19 protein-coding genes and 3 pseudogenes are annotated in these 19,558 nt (G+C 30.4%); 11 read left to right on the forward strand and 11 right to left on the reverse strand.

What is annotated here, in order from left to right:
• The 8 genes and pseudogenes from JVU85_RS03645 to JVU85_RS03680 form a co-directional block, all read right to left on the reverse strand.
• Positions 1-496: pseudogene (locus tag JVU85_RS03645) on the reverse strand (hypothetical protein); the annotation flags it as partial.
• A gap of 21 nt (positions 497-517) precedes the next feature.
• Entirely contained in the window at positions 518-1,147 is a 630-nt protein-coding gene (locus tag JVU85_RS03650; protein WP_031588345.1) for a recombinase family protein, read from the reverse strand.
• Positions 1,148-1,375: 228 nt separating this feature from the next.
• Entirely contained in the window at positions 1,376-2,755 is a 1,380-nt protein-coding gene (locus tag JVU85_RS03655; protein WP_050437591.1) for a tetracycline efflux MFS transporter Tet(63), read from the reverse strand.
• 220 nt (positions 2,756-2,975) lie between these two features.
• Entirely contained in the window at positions 2,976-4,121 is a 1,146-nt protein-coding gene (locus JVU85_RS03660) for a restriction endonuclease subunit S (RefSeq protein WP_170172426.1), read from the reverse strand.
• Positions 4,114-5,670, reverse strand: a complete 1,557-nt coding sequence (locus tag JVU85_RS03665) for a type I restriction-modification system subunit M (RefSeq protein WP_170172427.1) — start codon at positions 5,668-5,670, stop codon at positions 4,114-4,116. The genes JVU85_RS03660 and JVU85_RS03665 overlap by 8 nt, the downstream gene beginning before the upstream one ends.
• A complete protein-coding gene (locus JVU85_RS03670) occupies positions 5,671-6,246 on the reverse strand; it encodes a restriction endonuclease subunit S (RefSeq protein ID WP_107643531.1) in 576 nt (191 codons plus the stop codon).
• Between the two features lie 96 nt (positions 6,247-6,342).
• Positions 6,343-9,129, reverse strand: coding sequence for a type I restriction endonuclease subunit R (locus JVU85_RS03675; RefSeq protein ID WP_170172428.1), 2,787 nt, complete (start codon positions 9,127-9,129; stop codon positions 6,343-6,345).
• 136 nt (positions 9,130-9,265) lie between these two features.
• Positions 9,266-9,970 (reverse strand): DUF536 domain-containing protein, encoded by a 705-nt coding sequence (locus tag JVU85_RS03680; protein ID WP_170172429.1) that lies wholly within the window; start codon positions 9,968-9,970, stop codon positions 9,266-9,268.
• A 426-nt stretch (positions 9,971-10,396) separates the two neighbouring features.
• On the opposite strand from JVU85_RS03680, the gene JVU85_RS03685 reads away from it, so the two are divergent.
• From JVU85_RS03685 to JVU85_RS03710, 6 genes and pseudogenes are all read left to right on the forward strand, one after another.
• Complete coding sequence (locus JVU85_RS03685; RefSeq protein ID WP_170172421.1) at positions 10,397-11,356, forward strand: replication initiator protein A; 960 nt, start codon at positions 10,397-10,399, stop codon at positions 11,354-11,356.
• 13 nt (positions 11,357-11,369) lie between these two features.
• A pseudogene (locus tag JVU85_RS03690) lies at positions 11,370-11,675 on the forward strand (protein rep); the annotation flags it as partial.
• A gap of 641 nt (positions 11,676-12,316) precedes the next feature.
• Positions 12,317-12,832 (forward strand): MarR family winged helix-turn-helix transcriptional regulator, encoded by a 516-nt coding sequence (locus JVU85_RS03695; RefSeq protein WP_170172422.1) that lies wholly within the window; start codon positions 12,317-12,319, stop codon positions 12,830-12,832.
• Positions 12,829-13,188 carry a rhodanese-like domain-containing protein gene (locus tag JVU85_RS03700; protein ID WP_170172423.1) on the forward strand — a complete coding sequence of 120 codons (360 nt, stop codon included), beginning with the start codon at positions 12,829-12,831 and terminating at the stop codon, positions 13,186-13,188. Before JVU85_RS03695 ends, JVU85_RS03700 begins: the two co-directional genes overlap by 4 nt.
• A gap of 622 nt (positions 13,189-13,810) precedes the next feature.
• Positions 13,811-13,978, forward strand: coding sequence for a hypothetical protein (locus JVU85_RS03705; protein WP_204171671.1), 168 nt, complete (start codon positions 13,811-13,813; stop codon positions 13,976-13,978).
• Positions 13,979-13,999: 21 nt separating this feature from the next.
• Positions 14,000-14,428, forward strand: coding sequence for an Hsp20/alpha crystallin family protein (locus JVU85_RS03710; protein WP_204171672.1), 429 nt, complete (start codon positions 14,000-14,002; stop codon positions 14,426-14,428).
• Positions 14,429-14,705: 277 nt separating this feature from the next.
• Here the strand turns inward: JVU85_RS03710 and JVU85_RS03715 are convergent, their stop codons facing one another.
• On the reverse strand, positions 14,706-15,143 hold the full coding sequence (locus JVU85_RS03715) for a GNAT family N-acetyltransferase (RefSeq protein WP_204171673.1): 438 nt from the start codon (positions 15,141-15,143) through the stop codon (positions 14,706-14,708).
• Positions 15,144-15,660: 517 nt separating this feature from the next.
• On the opposite strand from JVU85_RS03715, the gene JVU85_RS03720 reads away from it, so the two are divergent.
• Together JVU85_RS03720 and JVU85_RS03725 are read left to right on the forward strand one after the other, a co-directional pair.
• Positions 15,661-16,092, forward strand: a complete 432-nt coding sequence (locus JVU85_RS03720) for an SRPBCC family protein (RefSeq protein ID WP_204171674.1) — start codon at positions 15,661-15,663, stop codon at positions 16,090-16,092.
• Complete coding sequence (locus JVU85_RS03725) at positions 16,085-16,408, forward strand: ArsR/SmtB family transcription factor (RefSeq protein ID WP_204171675.1); 324 nt, start codon at positions 16,085-16,087, stop codon at positions 16,406-16,408. The genes JVU85_RS03720 and JVU85_RS03725 overlap by 8 nt, the downstream gene beginning before the upstream one ends.
• 38 nt (positions 16,409-16,446) lie before the next feature.
• Here JVU85_RS03725 and JVU85_RS03730 read toward each other — a convergent pair.
• A pseudogene (locus JVU85_RS03730) lies at positions 16,447-16,548 on the reverse strand (replication initiation factor domain-containing protein); the annotation flags it as partial.
• Positions 16,549-16,672: 124 nt separating this feature from the next.
• On the opposite strand from JVU85_RS03730, the gene JVU85_RS03735 reads away from it, so the two are divergent.
• Positions 16,673-16,765 (forward strand): type I toxin-antitoxin system Fst family toxin, encoded by a 93-nt coding sequence (locus tag JVU85_RS03735; protein WP_023016171.1) that lies wholly within the window; start codon positions 16,673-16,675, stop codon positions 16,763-16,765.
• Positions 16,766-16,924: 159 nt separating this feature from the next.
• On the opposite strand, the gene JVU85_RS14035 is transcribed toward JVU85_RS03735, so the two are convergent.
• Positions 16,925-17,047: a hypothetical protein gene (locus JVU85_RS14035; protein ID WP_275427743.1), complete on the reverse strand. Its 123-nt coding sequence runs from the start codon at positions 17,045-17,047 to the stop codon at positions 16,925-16,927.
• Positions 17,048-17,290: 243 nt separating this feature from the next.
• Here JVU85_RS14035 and JVU85_RS03740 point away from each other — a divergent pair, with 243 nt between their 5' ends.
• Positions 17,291-18,274, forward strand: a complete 984-nt coding sequence (locus JVU85_RS03740) for a protein rep (RefSeq protein ID WP_000336291.1) — start codon at positions 17,291-17,293, stop codon at positions 18,272-18,274.
• Between the two features lie 168 nt (positions 18,275-18,442).
• Positions 18,443-19,204 carry an aminoglycoside O-nucleotidyltransferase ANT(4')-Ia gene (gene aadD1, locus JVU85_RS03745; RefSeq protein ID WP_001014230.1) on the forward strand — a complete coding sequence of 254 codons (762 nt, stop codon included), beginning with the start codon at positions 18,443-18,445 and terminating at the stop codon, positions 19,202-19,204.
• Positions 19,205-19,558 lie beyond the last annotated feature (354 nt).

The following is a 19,558-nucleotide window of genomic DNA, read 5'->3' on the forward strand; positions in this document are numbered from 1 at the left end:
CAATTATACGGACTTTATCATTATTTGATTGGCCATTATCAATTTGTTCTTGTGATGTATCATTATTATCTGTAGGTTGTTGCTCATTTCCATTGCTACATGATTTAAACAACAATATTACTAAACCAATCAATAATACTACAATGACTGCTACTAACCATTTATTTTTTCTTTTAGCTTTAGTGTTCTCTTGCTGCTGTTCTAAATCACGTCTAAAATCACGTTCATTATAGTAATCTTCCGGTCGATTTCTTGTTGATATATTTTCATTATATGAATCTTTATTTTTTTCAACTCTACTTAAATTATCATTAACATAATCATGATATAATAATTTAAATTTCAAACCGAAAACTTTTATCGAATCTTCATCAGTTATTGTGTTTGTATAAAATTGACTGTTTACTCTACCATGTTTATCTAAAGCAATGATTCTTCCATCATTCTCTATTTTTAAAATTTTAGGGTACTCTCTGAAATCTCCTGATTTACTCATAACGATTACCTCCATAATAAATTAATTATCTATATCTTTATATATTCCACTTTGATAATCTTTTTTTATTCTATATATGGTTTGTCTTGATAATCCTACTTTTTTAGCAATTTTACTAATTGCCATACCTTGATCTAAAAAACTAACAACACGATAATATACTGCCTGTTTATGTGGGTCTTTAGCAATAGGACTATATAATTTGGGTCGCCCTTTATATATACCTTTAGATTTTGCAACAGCTATTCCATCAGCCTGTCTACGTCTGCTATCATTTCGTTCTTGTTCTGAAATCATTGCCAGTAATTGAATAATTAAATTTTTTAAGAATTTATCTAACAATTCATTACCGATAATTTCATTCATCATTGGTAGGCTTGTAATTATTAATCTAACATTTTTTTCTTTAAGAAAATCTACTGTTTTAATTACTTCATCATAATTTCTGCCTAGCCTATCTAATGCATCGACTATTAAAGTATCTTCTTCTCGTACAAAATTCATTACTTCTTGAAATACTGGTCTTTCTTTAATATTTTTTCCTGATTGTTTTTCAGTAAATATTTTTTCTGCACCATTTGCTTTCAGTACTTCAATTTGTCTATCTAAATTCTGATTTTTAGATGATACTCGGGCATAACCAATTTTCAAAATCTCACCACCTTTTTGTTACACCCTAATCATACAATTTAAACCTTAAAAAAACAACATTTCTCACTGACTGATTAGGGTTTACTCTAAATCAACAATACACATAATAAAACACCTCACAAATAAATATGAGGTGTTTTATATGGTTAGAAAGATAACGCTATGCTATTTCCTTATATCCTATAAATTTACTACGACAGTAATAACAATATATTTATAATTTTGAGTTTAAGTGTGTTGTTTTACTGTACGATTAAATAATATAAATGTTAACAAACAACAAAGTGCAATTATAATTGTACAACCAATAAGGATATTACTGTAAAGGTTGGTGGAAAAAGTAATGAATTCTGAAAGGAAATTATAATTTAAAAATTGTGTTGATAGTAATCCGCCCATTATTATAATGCCTGTGCCTTCTGATAAAAAACTAGTAAAATTTAATAAGCTCATACCAGAACCGACTTCTTCATGAGAAAGGCTACTAGAAACTATCGTTGATATAACAGTTTTTGTAAATGAAAGTCCTCCCATGACAAAAATGAAAGAGATGGTTGTTACCCACAAATTTAATTCAACAAAAAATGCAATAACAAGAAAACTAATAGATATAAATAGCGAACCTATAACAAAGACAAACAAAGCACCTTTTTTATCTACTAAGTATCCACCAATATATCCAAATATAATAACACTTATAGTACCAGGAAGAATAACATTGTTCCCAATTGTCGCGGCGTTTATATGGTAAAGAGCTTTCATCATATAAGGAACCATTGAGATAAATCCGGCTACAGTAGCAAATATAAGAGCTCCTGAAATCAATCCAAAAATAAATGATGGGTTCTTCCGCAAAGCTGGGTCAATAAAAGGATGGGTAACTTTTACAATATGTTTAATAAAAATGATAAAGAAAATAACAAAGGTTATTAAATAAAACCATTTGTAACTTGTTGTAAATAACATAAAACTTATGATACTTATAGACATTAAAAGGATCCCTAATATATCTAAATCTCCTTTTTGAGATTCGCCAGGTTCCATGATTTTATTAAGAAAAGGAATGGTTATTAATGTGAAAATAGGTATTATAAGTAAATATGACCAATGAATATAATGAGTTACAACGCCTCCTATTGAAGGCCCTATTCCTTCACCCAATGCAACAATTGATCCTATAAATCCAAATGCCTTCCCTTGTTTTGCTTTAGTTATATTACGTGATACGACAACCATAACAAGAGAAGGAAACGCAGCAGAACCTATTCCTTGTATTAACCTACCTAAAATTAAAATTAAAAAATGTTTATGACCAAAAAATCCAATTAATGAGCCTAAGCAACTTAAAATAATCCCTAAAATAAGTAGTTTTTTAATGCTTACTTGATCAGATAATTTGCCGTATACTGCTGTACCAATTGAAAAAGTTAGCATGTAGGCAGTATTAACCCAATTAGTAATAGCAGGTGAAGTATTAAAAGAAATAGCTATATCAGGAAGTGAAACGTTTAAAACCATTTCATTTAATACGCTAAAAAATGAAAGAATACAGAGCCAAAATAAAATATTATAACTTAAGCTTTTAATTTTATTGTTTATATAGTTCAACTTTTACCTCTTTTGCTCGAGGTGATTGAAGTTTAAGGGGTTAGTTATTCTTTCACCTCAAATAAATTCCCCAATTTTTATATAAGCACTTCATATGAATCCTCCTCTATTATTATGACTCTAATATATCATTTTTTTTATCGTAACAAAAACAATGTCCACCACCGGCTTATATAAGACAAGTTAAATAGTTAGTTAACATAATAGGTCGTTATCAGAACTACACAAACATCTTCTGTAAAAAACCTTTTTTGCGTTGTTTTAATACACCAATTTTACTCGATTGTTTTTCTATTAATTCATCTAGTTCATTGAAAAAATCTCCTATTTTTTCTTGTTCAGAATTTTTTGGCACCATCACTTTGAGCTTATCAAAACCTGACATTCGAAGAGATTTAACTGTTGATCCAACAGCATATTTTAAGAAATGATTATTTTGTAATGACAGATAATAGTAAAGATAATTATTATTAATATTAATATCGTAAATACTATAAGCTCTTTGATGTAAGGAGTATTTCCCACTAAAGTATCTTGGTAAAAATTTACTTCCTTCACCTGGATATATAATCGCTGTTTCATCAAAATCAAAAGTATTTAAATATTTAACTTCTACAGAGCGGTCAAAAAATTTAAATTTTCCATCTTGTATATTATCTTGAACATTTTTACTTCCAGTCTTAACTTTAGCTATTTGCATAAGTTTTTTTATTTCCCATTCTGGATAATCATTCCCATTCTCATCTTTAAATCTTAATTCCTGTGAAAAAATCTTTTGCATATATCCCTTTTTCTGTTCTTCTAATTTCGCTAACTTTTGTTCCTCTAATTCAATTTGTCGGTCAAGTTTGCTGAAAAATTCACCGATTTTTTGTTGTTCCTGTTGTTCAGGATAATTAATTTCTACTTTAGCTATTTCATTCTTGTTAATTTTTTTGGGAAATGCTATATGCAATGTCTTTCTCCATAATTCATTTTGAACTGATTGAGAACGAATTAATGATTCTAGAAAATAAGAATTTAATTTCTTTGGTTTTAATAATGCTAAACTTACATAGTAGGCTAAATATTCGTTTGTTTCTACAACATTTGGTGTCCCAACATCTCCTATACGAGTCATTAAAACATCACCGAATTCCGGACGAATTTTAAATTCCTTTTCAAATGCTTCTTTAGAAATAAATTTATTAGAATTTAAGGTTTTTATATTTTCAACAGATAGAAATTTAATACCTTCACTTGTATATTTCGGTGTTTGATGAGTTCCATCATAAACATTCGCAACAGTTCCTAATTTACTATTTTCCCACTCCCCTTCAAACTCTGGGAATCTTAATTCTGGTACATTCTTCAGTTCATTAGTCATGTGTCACCACTCCTAATTCTTTTAAGAAGCCTTCTATTTCTTGCTCAACTGCTTTAATTTCATCATCGATACTATTTAAGTCTTTTTGAACTTGTTCTAAATCAATAGGTTCTTCTTCTTCAAATGTATCGACATATCTTGGAATATTAAGGTTATAGTCATTTTCTGCGATTTCTTCTAAACTTGCCGCATAACTATATTTATCTAATGTTTCGCGGTTTTTATACGTTTCAACAATTTTTTCTACATCTTCGGTTGTTAAATGGTTTTGATTTTTTCCTTTTTCAAATGATTGCGAGGCATCAATAAACAGTACATTATCATCAGCTTCACGACATTTTTTAAATACTAATATGCTTGTCGGTATCGATGTCCCAAAGAATAAGTTGGATGGTAAACCAATAATTGCGTCTAAATAATTTTTTTCTTTAATTAAATACTGACGAATAACACCTTCAGCTGCGCCACGGAATAATACACCATGTGGTAAAACAACAGCCATTGTGCCATTATCATCTAAGTGGTAAATCATATGTTGAATGAATGCAAAATCTGCTTTTGATTTAGGTGCTAATTTCCCATAATTACTAAAACGTGGGTCTTCTAAGAATTGTGGATCTGAGCTCCATTTCGCACTATAAGGTGGATTTGCAACAACAGCTTCAAAACGTTCGTCTGAAATAGCCGGATCTTCTATCGTATCCCCATTTTCAATCTTAAAATTCGCATAGTTAACATCATGTAATAACATGTTCATACGAGCTAAGTTATACGTTGTACTATTGTACTCTTGACCATAATATTGACGTACATTAGCTTCACGCCCAACACGAAGGAGTAATGACCCCGATCCACATGTAGGGTCATAAACGCTCTTAATATCTTTCTTATTTGCGGTTACAATTTTAGCTAAAATTGTTGAAACTTGTTGTGGTGTATAGAATTCGCCAGCTTTTTTACCCGAGCTTGCTGCGAATTGACCAATTAAGTACTCATAAGCATCACCTAACATATCGATTTCCATATCACTATGAACAAAAGGTAATGTAGATATCTTCATCATTACTTTTGAAATCAATTTTGTACGTGCAGCATTAGAGTTACCCAAACGTGAAGAATTAAGGTCTAAATCATCAAATAAGTGAATAAAGTCATCTTCACTATCATGACCCCGTGTAGAATTTTCTATGTTTTTAATCGCATTGCTCAGGTCTTCCATTTCAAAAGCTTGTTTCTCAATTTTTTTAACTAAGTGACCAAATAGATATTGTGGTTCAATCACATAACCAATACGTGAAATAAATTCTTGTTCTAAGACGGGTCTATAATCTTCATCTGCCATCGCAGTTTCATAATCTATATTGTCTTCAGCTAAGAGTATTTGTGCTTGTTCTTCAATTTTTTCACTTAAGAAACGATAAAAAATCATACCTAAGATATAGTTTTTAAACTCGTTGGCATCCATATTGCCACGTAAGTCATCAGCGATAGACCATAGATTTTTTTGTAATTCAGCTTGTTGTTGGCGTTGTTTTTCCGTAATAGACATTTAATTGTCCTCCTTGAATAAAGTGTTAGATAAGAATTGCTTTTTTAATCGACTTTGCCTTTGTTTTAATACGTTTAATTGTTTTTCTTTAATACCAATTTGCCCAATCAACCGTTGTCGTTCAATTGAAGGTAAGGTAATATAGAGTGATTTTAACTGTTGATGTGTTAGTTTTTTTATTGTTGAGCCACCTTGCATATATTGCTTATATTGTGATTGTACCTCTGGTGCTAGTTGAAACCAATAGACTAAAAAAGCAGGTTCCAATAAGTCTGAAGTAACTTCAATTTTTGTATAGTTATAAGGTAAAATTGAACCATCGTGTCTTGAGCTCACTAAGGTGCACTCACCTGTCATCATACTTAGGACAATATCATCTTTACGTACAACGGTTGCTCTTGATGTATCTTTTAATTTGATGACTCTAGGTTGATATGTATCATCTATGGTTAACCCTAAATCTATATCTAACATATTTTGATCATATACCATATAACGATTCCCCAGGTCACTCTCATCAACTTCTAAGCGCTGTATTAATGTGCCACTTTGATAATTAACATAATCTTTTAACATACCAGACCTCCTGTAGTTTTGTTTTTCTACAAAACAAATGTAGCATGATTTCAAAATAAAAACAAGTGTAGTTTTTTAAAACTACACTTGTTTTTATTAAACACTATATTTTTTAACCATATCTTTGATAAATGATTTAACACGCTTTATTTTTTTAGTACGTATTAAAAGGCCGCCAGAAACGCCTTCTTCAATTAAGTTATTATTTAAATGACCACTAAATTCAAATTCCTTAACTAACGATTTCAATAATTCTAACGGATAATCTGTTTCCTCAGAAAATTGTTCCAGCTCTCCGACCTTCACTTTAGATTCATAATTATAATAAGCATCATCAATTGAATCACCTTCATTTAAGTTTGGTACGACTTTATCTAGGAATGTTCGAATTAAATCGGATTTCAATCTCAATTGGTCATCGTCAGCTTTATCAAGCACTTTACGAATCTCTTTAATGTCTTTTTCTTGTTGTTCTGTATCACTTAAATCAATTTGATTTAATAAATCTAAAATATACTGAACATTAATCAAATCATTTCGTAAAATCTCAATATTAAAATCAATATTGTCTAATATAGATTCTCCCTCTAGAGTTTCTTTATCAGGTCGCATCACTTTATCATAGATATCTAAATATTTACCTTTATAATCTTCATATGTTTGTTCATCAATACCTAACATTTCCTTATCAAATGCAAATTCATCAAACGTTTTTAACTTTTGCATATGCTTGGCTAACTCACGATATGCGATTACAAAATCACGCTGATCTTCTTCTCTTTCTAATTGGTCTACGGCTTGAGGTGTTTCAGCTAATTCAAATAGTTCGATCAGAGCCTGTTTAAATTTCGTTAAGTACGCTTGGAACGATAAGCTCAATACCGTATCGGTATTGTCTGTTTTAGAGAAAAGCTCAATAGCCTCATCCGTTTTTTCTTTTAAGTTTCTATAAGCAACAATATTTCCATAGGGTTTCGTTGGCTCTTCCACACGATTGGTACGTGAGTAAGCTTGAATAAGCGTATGATGTTGTAAATTACGATCAACATATAACGTATTCAATTTTTTACTATCAAAGCCTGTTAAGAACATATCGACAACAATAAGAATATCTAATTTTTGATTGGGTAATCCTTTTTTGACACGGTTTGATACATCATTGAAGTAACCATCAAACGTATCCGTTGAGAAATTTTTATCAAAGGTCTCATTATACGTTTGAATGATACCTTCTAATATATCTCTTCTTGTTTGTTCATCCATCGTATCATCTATGGCTTCGTTATCTTGATAACTGAATATTGTCGTGACATTAAGGTTATGTACACCTTGTTTCTTCAATTTTTGGAAAACACGATAATATTGAATCGCCATTGGAATACTTTGAACGGTCAACATACCTGTGTACATTTGATCACGTGTTTTTTTATTATGATTCGCAATAATATGTTCTGCTACTTTTTGAACACGTTCGTCTGCCATCCATATTTCAGCTTCATTAATTTTATTAACATAACCATCTTCGATAATTTTTTCACTACGGTCAAACGTATTCATATATTCAACAGAAAAACCTAGCACGTTACCATCTCTAATCGCATCTTTGATTAGATAATGGTGTAGACATTCTCCAAAAATATCCGCAGTCGCGCGTCCATCTTGACTCGCATTCTCTTCAAATCTAGGTGTTCCCGTAAAACCAAAGTATTGGGCGTTTCCGAAATGTTGTCTGATGATACGGTGCATTGAACCAAATTGTGTTCGATGGCATTCGTCAATAATAAAAACGACTTTATCTTCTTTATAACGTTCCATTGCTGGATGTCCTGATTTAATCGCATTATCCATTTTTTGAATCGTCGTAACAATTAGTTTCCGTGTAGGATCATCCATTTGTTTGAGTAACTTTTTAGTATTGAACGTCCTATCAACAGAATCTGACTCAAACTTATTAAATTCCCCTAAAGTTTGACCATCTAGGTCTTTGCGATCGACTAAGAATATAACTTTCTTAATATCTGGTTCTTGCGCTAATATTTGACTGGCTTTAAACGATGTGAGGGTTTTACCACTCCCTGTTGTATGCCAAATATAACCATTGTTATTTGTTTCTATAGCTCGATTTAACAAAGCCTCTACAGCATAAACTTGATACGGTCTCAAGGCCATTAATATTTTATCTGTTTCATTAATAATCATATAACGGCTAATCATTTTAGCAATATGGCACGGTTCTAAGAAAGATTCAATAAAATCTTTAAGCACATTAATACGCTCATTTTTTTCATCGCTCCAGTAGAACATATGACTTTTCATGATTTTTTGATCGCTATTCGCGTAGTAGCGTGTTTCCATTTTATTACTCACAACAAACATTTGTATGAATCTGAATAGCCCTGTATAGTTTTGACGGCGATAACGTTCAATCTGATTAAAAGCTTCTGTAATCGCAACGCCACTACGTTTAAGTTCAATTTGAACCAAAGGTAATCCATTAATTAAAACAGTTACATCATAACGACTTTTGTGTGTATCATTTACACTCACTTGATTTGTGACTTGAAATGTATTTTGACACCACTTTTTTATATTCATTAAGCTAAGATAAACTTTTGTTTCATCGTCACGTTCTAGTACGTATTTATCCCTTAATATTTGAGCGCTTTCAAATACGCTTTTATCACTTATATCAATCATGATACGTTTAAACTCACTATCTGATATAGGCGTACCCTCTAACTTATCTGCATTTCGTTCATTTAAAATACGTCTAAAATTCTCTTTTAATTGTGTTTCGTTGCGCAATAATACACGCTCATACCCCAAATCTTGTAGCTGTTTAATCACATTTTCTTCTAAACCATATTCACTTTGGTATCCCAAATTAATCGCTCCACCCTATTAAATTTAAGTATAATTAAATATTAACATATCAAAAATTAAATATATGATATAAAAAACGCTGCAAGTTCTTTAACTTGTAGCGTTTTTTTAATAAATATAGATTTTAAAACAATAATTAGCTACCAAATAAACGGTTCCAGAATCCTTTTTTTTGTTGCGTTTCTTCACTTTTTTCTTCAATATCACTATCATTGTCATTTGAATTAGATAGATCATCTTGTGTACTTTCATGACTTTGTCTCTCAGATATATCCTCATATTGCATCTCTGATTCTTGGTCTTGATTAATGTTTACAGAATTAGTAGTATCTGTAGTTTCTTGTACATCAACGTTTTTTCTATCGTTATTAGATGTATCAAGGGGATAATTAAGGTGTCTCTCTTCCTCTAATTGGTTTTCTAGTTTTTGAATTTTTTTATTGCTTTCTAAAGCTAATATTTGTTGATTTTCAAGCAACTTTGATCTTTCCTGTAACTCTTTTCTATAGAATTCTAATGTTGTTTCATGACGACTTTCTTGTTTTTCAATTTGCCTATTTAAGGTGTCAATTTGATGTTTAAGTATTTCTATTATCTGAGCATCATTTTCAGACTCAACATTATCCGATTCATTATTTTTTATATCCGCTGTATTACTTTCGAAACCATATTTTTTTTTATTTTCATTTACCCTTTGAATGATTCTTTCTATATCAGTATCGTCTTTAATAAATGAAGTATTTTCCTGTTTTATTGTCTCTATATTTAGTCGTTTAATATTATTAAAAATTGTTTGCTTACTAACCTTTAATTCCTCACTCAACATTTTCACACTTTTCATACAATCAAACCTTTATAAATAGTTTGTCAAACCTTTATACCCTATTATATAACTGTAACCACTGAAATACAAATATACATTAAGGAAAACAAAAAATAGCTTATCAATGTTTTATCTAGGGTTAATAAGATTTATCAATACTTTGTCAAACCTTTATCAACCTTTGACAATCGTCTATCTTCTCCTTTTACAACCCTATTTAAAGTGCTATAATATAATTAACATATCAAAAACCCCCAACTACTGGTAATAGTCGGGGGTTGGTAATAAAACGTTATAGCACGTTTGTTTAATATCAAATTTATACTTGTATTATATAATGAATAACATCTTAGTGCAAGCGCCTAAATCTTTAAATAAATGTAAAGCTATATAAAGCGTTTTATTACCTCTTACCAAACTAAATTTCGGAAAGAGGTTTTTATTATGTCAAATTTTAAAAGAATTACAATACAAGAATTTGAACAAGAAAGATTTTATAAACTATATAAATTTTTATTTGAAGATGATTATTTTAGAAAGCTTAGTGACTCTGCAAAAATTGCTTACTGTATATTTAGAGACCGATTCGAATTATCTAAAATAAATAATTGGATTGATCAAAATGGCAATGTATATTTAATATTTACTACTAAAGATTTATGTAATCTTTTAAATTGTGGAACTCAAAAAGTAACTAAAATTAAAAAAGAATTAGAAAGTTTTAATCTTTTAGAACAAGAAAGAATGGGGTTAAACAAACCAAATAAAATATATATACTAGAGCCCAAAAAACCATCTAAACTTAATGATATCAAGGAATTTCGAAAATCAAAATTCCAGAGTGATGAAAATCAAAATTCTGGAATTTTGAAAGTCAAAAAACAAGAATTTCGAAAATCAAAATCAAATGATACTAATTTAAATAATACTGATTATATAGAGACTGAGCATAATGATATGAATGACCTGAATGATACCTACAACAATATTTCAATAGACCATACTCATTCAAATCAGCCAAATCAATTTTTAAATAACTTTGGTAATCAAGATGATAAAGAAATACTACTCCAAGAGTTCCCAGATCAACTTACGTCTTATTTATTAAATTACAGTTATACAGATTTAGAAATTATAAAAAGTGTAATTCTTAAAGCTAAAAAATCATTTAATTCAAACCATGATGATACTTACTACATGTTAGAACATATTGAAGATGAAATATTAATAGCTTTAAAAAGAGTAAAAAAAGCGATACATGATAGAGGGGTTAAAGGCCAAAAGGAAACGATCAGTTCGATGCAAGGGTACTTAATGCGAACAATTTTAAGTGAACTTGAAGAAAGCTATTCAGTCGATATGAGAAGACAAAATATGGCGAAATATAATATTTTTAATCAGTAAATTAAATAAGCTTGCAGCAATCAAAGAGACCTCAAAATATTCGGTTAAGTCATCGGATTATTTAACCGGAGATAGTGAAAAAGATTCAGAAATTGTTAGTGACTTAGAAAAAGGTTTATACCGAAAACGTATGTTGAGTTATGGTGGATTGCTTAAACAAAAACATAAAATTTTAAACTTAGACGATGCCGAAGATGGTAATTTAATTAATACAAGTGACGAAGATAAAACGACAGACGAAGAAGAAAAAGCACATTCAATTACTGCAATTTGGAATTTTGAAAAACAAAATTATTATTTAAAAATTGTGAAACGTTAGCTAAAAAGCTAGCGTTTTTTTATGTATTTTGCCCCTGCAGGAACTATAGCGTTTAACCAGCATGGTTACCCACTTTTTATGCCAATTTTTAAATTTGCATGTAACTGGGCAGTGTCTAAAAAATTAGTCACTGGTTTTGATCAAATTTTAGTTTGTAGAATTAGAATATATTTATTCGGCTCATATTTGCGTTTTAAAAGCTTATGTAGGTTTTTAGGTATAAAACTATATGTTTTATGCCTAAATCTTTAAAATACCCCCTTAAAATTCAAAATAAGGGTATTTAATTTTTTAATAAGTCTTGTGATAAAGTTTTGCCAAAAAGGAGATAGAAAATGCTTATATTTTTATTTATTTTGATTTGTGGTCTTTTAGGTTATTTCTTGATTAATCGTTCTAGAAAAAAGTAGACGACGCATTTATGCCGAGAAAATTTATTGAAGTTGAGAAGAACCCTTAACTAAACTTGCAGACGAATGTCGGCATAGCGTGAGCTATTAAGCCGACCATTCGACAAGTTTTGGGATTGTTAGGGGTTCCGAGGCTCAACGTCAATAAAGCAATTAAGTATATGAAAAATTGTTTTGGGTATGTTATATTTTAATAGTTAGGCGCCTAACTAAATGTGGGGAGTGTTCTTTTTGGATGAATTTTATTTAATTGATAGTCCGTCTTTTGAGAAGTTGAAGGATTTAAAAAATGAATATAGTAATTTGGATATTACTTCAGTTTTACTTTATTTAGAAATTCAAAAAGCGTATAAAAAAATGAAATTGAACCATGATGTGTTTTTACAGAAATTCGATTTATCTGAATCTAAATTCACAATCATGATGTTATTATCTTATGAAAAAGATATGACGTTATCTCCTTCAAATTTGTCTGAAAAAATAGGTAGCAAGAAATCTACTATAACAGGAGTTTTAAAGGGTTTAGAGAAAAACGGGTTAGTTGAAAGAGAAGTTTTATCTCATGATAAGAGGACAAATTATGTTCAATTAACAGATTTGGGGTTGAGGAAATTAAAAGAATTTTTGCCTTATAACTATGAAGTTGTTTCAAAGGTTTTTGAAGTTTTTAGCGAACAAGAAAAAGAAGAATTTTATAGATTAGCGAATAAACTTAAAAATAATTTAGAAAAGGATGATCTATTTTGAATAAAGTAGAATTTTTAGAAACGTTTCTAAGTCTGTATATTAATCATCATGAAGTTCTTAAAGATATGGAAAACGGAACAGGCAAATATGTAATTATTGATGTTCGAAACGCACCTAAAAAAGTTAAAAAAGATAAAATTAAGAATTCTGTTGAAATACCTGCTAAGGATTTAAAAAATCATTTATCTAGTTTAGATAAAGATAAAATATATGTAGTTTATGATTGGACTGGCGGTACTATTTTAGGTAAGGCAGCTTTATTAGATTTTTATAGGAATGGATTTGAAGCATATGAATTAGCTGGGGCTTTAGAAGGTTGGAAAGGTATGAGTTTGCCTTTAGAAGATGTTGAGTAGTTTCTTTATTAGATTCCTTTTCATTTAGAAAAAGGAATCTTTTTTTGAAACGAGTTTCTTCTTGTCTTGAGTCTTATTTAGCTCATATTTGCGTTGTAAGGTTTAAAAAAATAAAAAGCGTTATTTTGAGTAAGGGAAAAATAAACATGCTTAAAATACCCCCTTAAAATTCAAAATAAAAGTATGCATAAAAATGTATATTTTGAAAAAATAACGCAGATTTGAGAATTTAAAATTGAAATTGGGAAATCTTGGAGAAGTTATAATTTTATAATCGCCGATATAAAAGTCTTGTAAAGAATCTGAATACAAGTTCTGACGATGCCAGGAAACTTTTATACAGGTTATACATTTTAAAATTGGAATATGTGTCTTAGGCGTATGATCTGTTTGGTTTTAACATGGCTTAAAAGAGATGTATAAAGCATAAGAAGACACCTCAGCTATGCTGAGTGACACGTAGTGGCATTGTGTCCCCTTATGCTCTTAGGAGAGAATCTGAAAAGAATCTGGATATTTAAAAAATAAAGTGAAAAATGAATAAAAAAATTATTGACCATCTTTGACCTTTATGTTATATATATAGTGAAAATAGTTATATCCTTTGTAGGGAGGGGTTGATATGAATTTAGATAAAAATTCAAAAAAACTAATTCCTTTTAAGAATATGTCTAATTTTGATGGTGTATATGAGTTTTGTCCTTTTATCGAATTTGAAGTTAATAGTAATTGGGAAGAATATTTAAATTATTTGGAGTATATCAAAAGTATTAATCAAAAAATAGGTTAATTATTATAAGGAGTGATTATCATGGCTTATGATTTAAAACCATTTGTAAAAGATTATTTTGATATGACTGCTAGTGAATTGTTTAGAGACTTTGGAAGACAAATTTTTAGTAATTTACCTGACCAAAATACTATAAAAACTGATATTAATGAAAAAGAAGATAGATATGAATTAAAAGCTGAGCTTCCAGGCTTTTCAAAAGATCAAATAGATATTTCTTATGAAAATGGTATGTTAATCATTTCTGGAGAAAATAATCAGGTGAATGAAGAAAAAGATAATGATGGTAAAGTAATTCAAAAAGAAAGATCATATAGTAATGTGAAGAGAATGTATTCACTTAATAATATAGATGAAGATAATATTGAAGCTAAATTTGAAGATGGTATTTTATCTGTATATTTACCAAAAACTGAAAATAGTCAAAGAAAAGTTATAGATATCAAGTAATAGTTAAAGGAGAGATGTGAAGGTATTTTCACATCTCTCTTTTTTAATTTTGTATTATGTTTTGCTAAACGTTATGACAAAAGTTAGATTACGCATTTATGCCGAGAAAATTTATTTATGTTGAGAAGAACCCTTAACTAAACTTGTAGACGAATGTCGGCATAGCGTGAGCTATTAAGCCGACCATTCGACAAGTTTTGGGATTGTTAAGGGTTCCGAGGCTCAACGTCAATAAAGCAATTGGAATAAAGCAACTTTTTAATTTTTAGTCATAATTCTACAGTTGGAGTTCCAACATGCTTCCTTCTTCTGATTTCATGAAGCCGTTTTTTTTATAAAAATTTTCTGCTAGTTCTCCACCTGTAATTAGAAAAATTTTATATATTTCATCAAGTTTGAGTGAATCAGAGACAGAATTCATTAATTTTTTACCTACGCCATTTTTTTGAAATTCAGGTATAACATGAAATTCATCTATACAAAATTGGTTCATGCCACTGAAATAATAATCTATTCTGCCGATACACATTGCGATTATTTTATTATTTTCTTCAATTACATATCCTTTAGAATTAAATCCGCTCATTGTGGCTTCAATTCTAAGTAATGCTTCTTTTTCAGTCCATTTGTTATACCATGGAGCTCCCTCATAAGCTGAAACTAAATTTTTAGCACAAACAGTATAGTCTTCATTTTGAATATTTCTAAATTTCATATACATCCCCCTTTTTGATTGTATTTTGATTATATATATTTTCTGTTATTACTGTTTTTTTATGGTTTTAGAAACGAGTTAAAAACGAGTTTCTTCTTGTTTTGATTTTAGCTTGTAGAAATTCGACATCATTCAACAAACTAATTTTTACCCTAATTTCGTTGTAACTTCCCAGTATTAGTTTCAATACTGCCCATCTACATGCAAATTTAAAAATTGGCATAAATAAGGGATAAATCTCTTAGTTCCTGCAGGGTCAAATAAAGGTCTAATAACATACTAGACTTATTTTACAATAAGTCGTTAAATCGTATGCTCTGCGAGGCTCAAACCTATTTTTGTGCAAGCACAAAAAATGGACTGAACAAGTCAGTCCATAAGTTCAAAACCCAATTCAAAATCAAATCCCAAGCAACCCAAAATGATGGTTGCTATAAAAAATATTACATAATTACATGAAATATGTTAAATTAAATATAACACCAAAAGGTGTCATATTTAATAGGAGGCTTTTTATATGAATAACAATACTGAAATGCCAAAGATAGAAAAAGTAGTAGTATTAAAAGCAAATAAAGATAAAGTCTGGGATGCTGTTTCAACATCAGAAGGTATAACATCTTGGTGGATGCCAAACGATTTTGAAGCTAAATTAGGAAAAGAATTTACTCTTTATGCTGGAGAATATGGGGAATCTCCATGTAAAGTAACAGAACTAAATCCCAAAGATAATTTAAGTTTTAATTGGGGAAAAGATTGGAAAATAACATTCAAATTAAAAAAAATAGATAACGATACTACAGAATTTACACTTATACATTCTGGATGGAATAAGGAAAAAGAAACAGAGTTTGGTCAACCACACCCTGTTGTACAAGGATTTATGGACGACGGTTGGGACGAAATAGTGAAAATTGAACTTCCTAAATATCTAAATTCCAATGAATAATACAAAAACAAAATATGATGTATTTCAAGCAATAGCAGATCCTAAACGTCGTAAGATTATAAAATTACTTGCAGATGATGAAATGTCTATAAAATCAATTACTCAAGATTTTAGTATTTCTCGAACAGCAGTAAATAAACATTTATATATTCTTTATCAAGCAGAATTAGTTACTAAAAAAAAATATGGAAAAGAAACTAGATACAAGCTTGAACCAAAAAAGTTATTAGAAGTAGAAAAATGGATTAAATATTTTGAAAAATATTGGAACGATAAACTAGATAATCTCAAAAACTATGTCGAAAATGATAAATAAAGAATCGAGTTTATAATAAACTCGACTCTTTATTTAATTTACTTCCAAAATTTGAATTCACGTTGCCAAAAATCAATCTGCTTTTGCAATTGTTTTTCGTTCTCTTTTAAAGTCGATTTCATTAAACTTGTTAAATTAATCAGAATTTCGTTTCACATAATTCAACTTATCGGAAGTAGATATGTTTGTACATTCACAGATGATATAATAATGGAGTCGCCTTAACTTCCATAGGCGAAATTACTATGGAAGGAGGTGAGACCTATGGCAATTCTCTTTGTTAGTATAATTGCACCTGTGATTTCAGGATGCATTGTTGCGATTTTCACGTTTTGGCTAAACAATCGTAACAAGTAATAAGGCGACATAGCTGCACCAAAAAATCCCCTCACTACCGGAAATAGTGAGGGGATTGGTGTACCTATGGAACTCTCTTTGTTAAATACAGTATAACATCATATATGGTAAGAATGCAAAAGTAATTAAAAAGTGATTTTAAGTTATCATTATTAACTCTTAATTAAATTCTTTTTTAAAAGAATCTAATTTTTTTAAGTCGCCTTGCATTTCTTCTAATGAAGGTATCATTCTTCCTATAGCTGGAGATTCATCATGGACCATAGCTGAAGATTTTGTCATGCCTTCGGTTACCATTTGTATTAAATGGTCATTAATTTTAACTTTTCGTAATTCTTGAGTCTTGATACATATAGAAATAACGTCATTTTTATTTTAGTTGCTGAAAGGTGCGTTGAAGTGTTGGTATGTATGTGTTTTAAAGTATTGAAAACCCTTAAAATTGGTTGCACAGAAAAACCCCATCTGTTAAAGTTATAAGTGACCAAACAAATAACTAAATAGATGGGGGTTTCTTTTAATATTATGTGTCCTAATAGTAGCATTTATTCAGATGAAAAATCAAGGGTTTTAGTGGACAAGACAAAAAGTGGAAAAGTGAGACCATGGAGAGAAAAGAAAATCGCTAATGTTGATTACTTTGAACTTCTGCATATTCTTGAATTTAAAAAGGCTGAAAGAGTAAAAGATTGTGCTGAAATATTAGAGTATAAACAAAATCGTGAAACAGGCGAAAGAAAGTTGTATCGAGTGTGGTTTTGTAAATCCAGGCTTTGTCCAATGTGCAACTGGAGGAGAGCAATGAAACATGGCATTCAGTCACAAAAGGTTGTTGCTGAAGTTATTAAACAAAAGCCAACAGTTCGTTGGTTGTTTCTCACATTAACAGTTAAAAATGTTTATGATGGCGAAGAATTAAATAAGAGTTTGTCAGATATGGCTCAAGGATTTCGCCGAATGATGCAATATAAAAAAATTAATAAAAATCTTGTTGGTTTTATGCGTGCAACGGAAGTGACAATAAATAATAAAGATAATTCTTATAATCAGCACATGCATGTATTGGTATGTGTGGAACCAACTTATTTTAAGAATACAGAAAACTACGTGAATCAAAAACAATGGATTCAATTTTGGAAAAAGGCAATGAAATTAGACTATGATCCAAATGTAAAAGTTCAAATGATTCGACCGAAAAATAAATATAAATCGGATATACAATCGGCAATTGACGAAACTGCAAAATATCCTGTAAAGGATACGGATTTTATGACCGATGATGAAGAAAAGAATTTGAAACGTTTGTCTGATTTGGAGGAAGGTTTACACCGTAAAAGGTTAATCTCCTATGGTGGTTTGTTAAAAGAAATACATAAAAAATTAAACCTTGATGACACAGAAGAAGGCGATTTGATTCATACAGATGATGACGAAAAAGCCGATGAAGATGGATTTTCTATTATTGCAATGTGGAATTGGGAACGGAAAAATTATTTTATTAAAGAGTAGTTCAACAAACGGGCCAGTTTGTTGAAGATTAGATGCTATAATTGTTATTAAAAGGATTGAAGGATGCTTAGGAAGACGAGTTATTAATAGCTGAATAAGAACGGTGCTCTCCAAATATTCTTATTTAGAAAAGCAAATCTAAAATTATCTGAAAAGGGAATGAGAATAGTGAATGGACCAATAATAATGACTAGAGAAGAAAGAATGAAGATTGTTCATGAAATTAAGGAACGAATATTGGATAAATATGGGGATGATGTTAAGGCTATTGGTGTTTATGGCTCTCTTGGTCGTCAGACTGATGGGCCCTATTCGGATATTGAGATGATGTGTGTCATGTCAACAGAGGAAGCAGAGTTCAGCCATGAATGGACAACCGGTGAGTGGAAGGTGGAAGTGAATTTTGATAGCGAAGAGATTCTACTAGATTATGCATCTCAGGTGGAATCAGATTGGCCGCTTACACATGGTCAATTTTTCTCTATTTTGCCGATTTATGATTCAGGTGGATACTTAGAGAAAGTGTATCAAACTGCTAAATCGGTAGAAGCCCAAACGTTCCACGATGCGATTTGTGCCCTTATCGTAGAAGAGCTGTTTGAATATGCAGGCAAATGGCGTAATATTCGTGTGCAAGGACCGACAACATTTCTACCATCCTTGACTGTACAGGTAGCAATGGCAGGTGCCATGTTGATTGGTCTGCATCATCGCATCTGTTATACGACGAGCGCTTCGGTCTTAACTGAAGCAGTTAAGCAATCAGATCTTCCTTCAGGTTATGACCATCTGTGCCAGTTCGTAATGTCTGGTCAACTTTCCGACTCTGAGAAACTTCTGGAATCGCTAGAGAATTTCTGGAATGGGATTCAGGAGTGGACAGAACGACACGGATATATAGTGGATGTGTCAAAACGCATACCATTTTGAACGATGACCTCTAATAATTGTTAATCATGTTGGTTACGTATTTATTAACTTCTCCTAGTATTAGTAATTATCATGGCTGTCATGGCGCATTAACGGAATAAAGGGTGTGCTTAAATCGGGCCATTTTGCGTAATAAGAAAAAGGATTAATTATGAGCGAATTGAATTAATAATAAGGTAATAGATTTACATTAGAAAATGAAAGGGGATTTTATGCGTGAGAATGTTACAGTCTATCCCGGCATTGCCAGTCGGGGATATTAAAAAGAGGGTTCTGTTGCAAAGTTGAATTTATAGTATAATTTTAACAAAAAGGAGTCTTCTGTATGAACTATTTCAGATATAAACAATTTAA

It is taken from the genome of Staphylococcus sp. GDY8P72P, from assembly GCF_016890655.1.
Lineage (GTDB): Bacteria > Bacillota > Bacilli > Staphylococcales > Staphylococcaceae > Staphylococcus > Staphylococcus arlettae.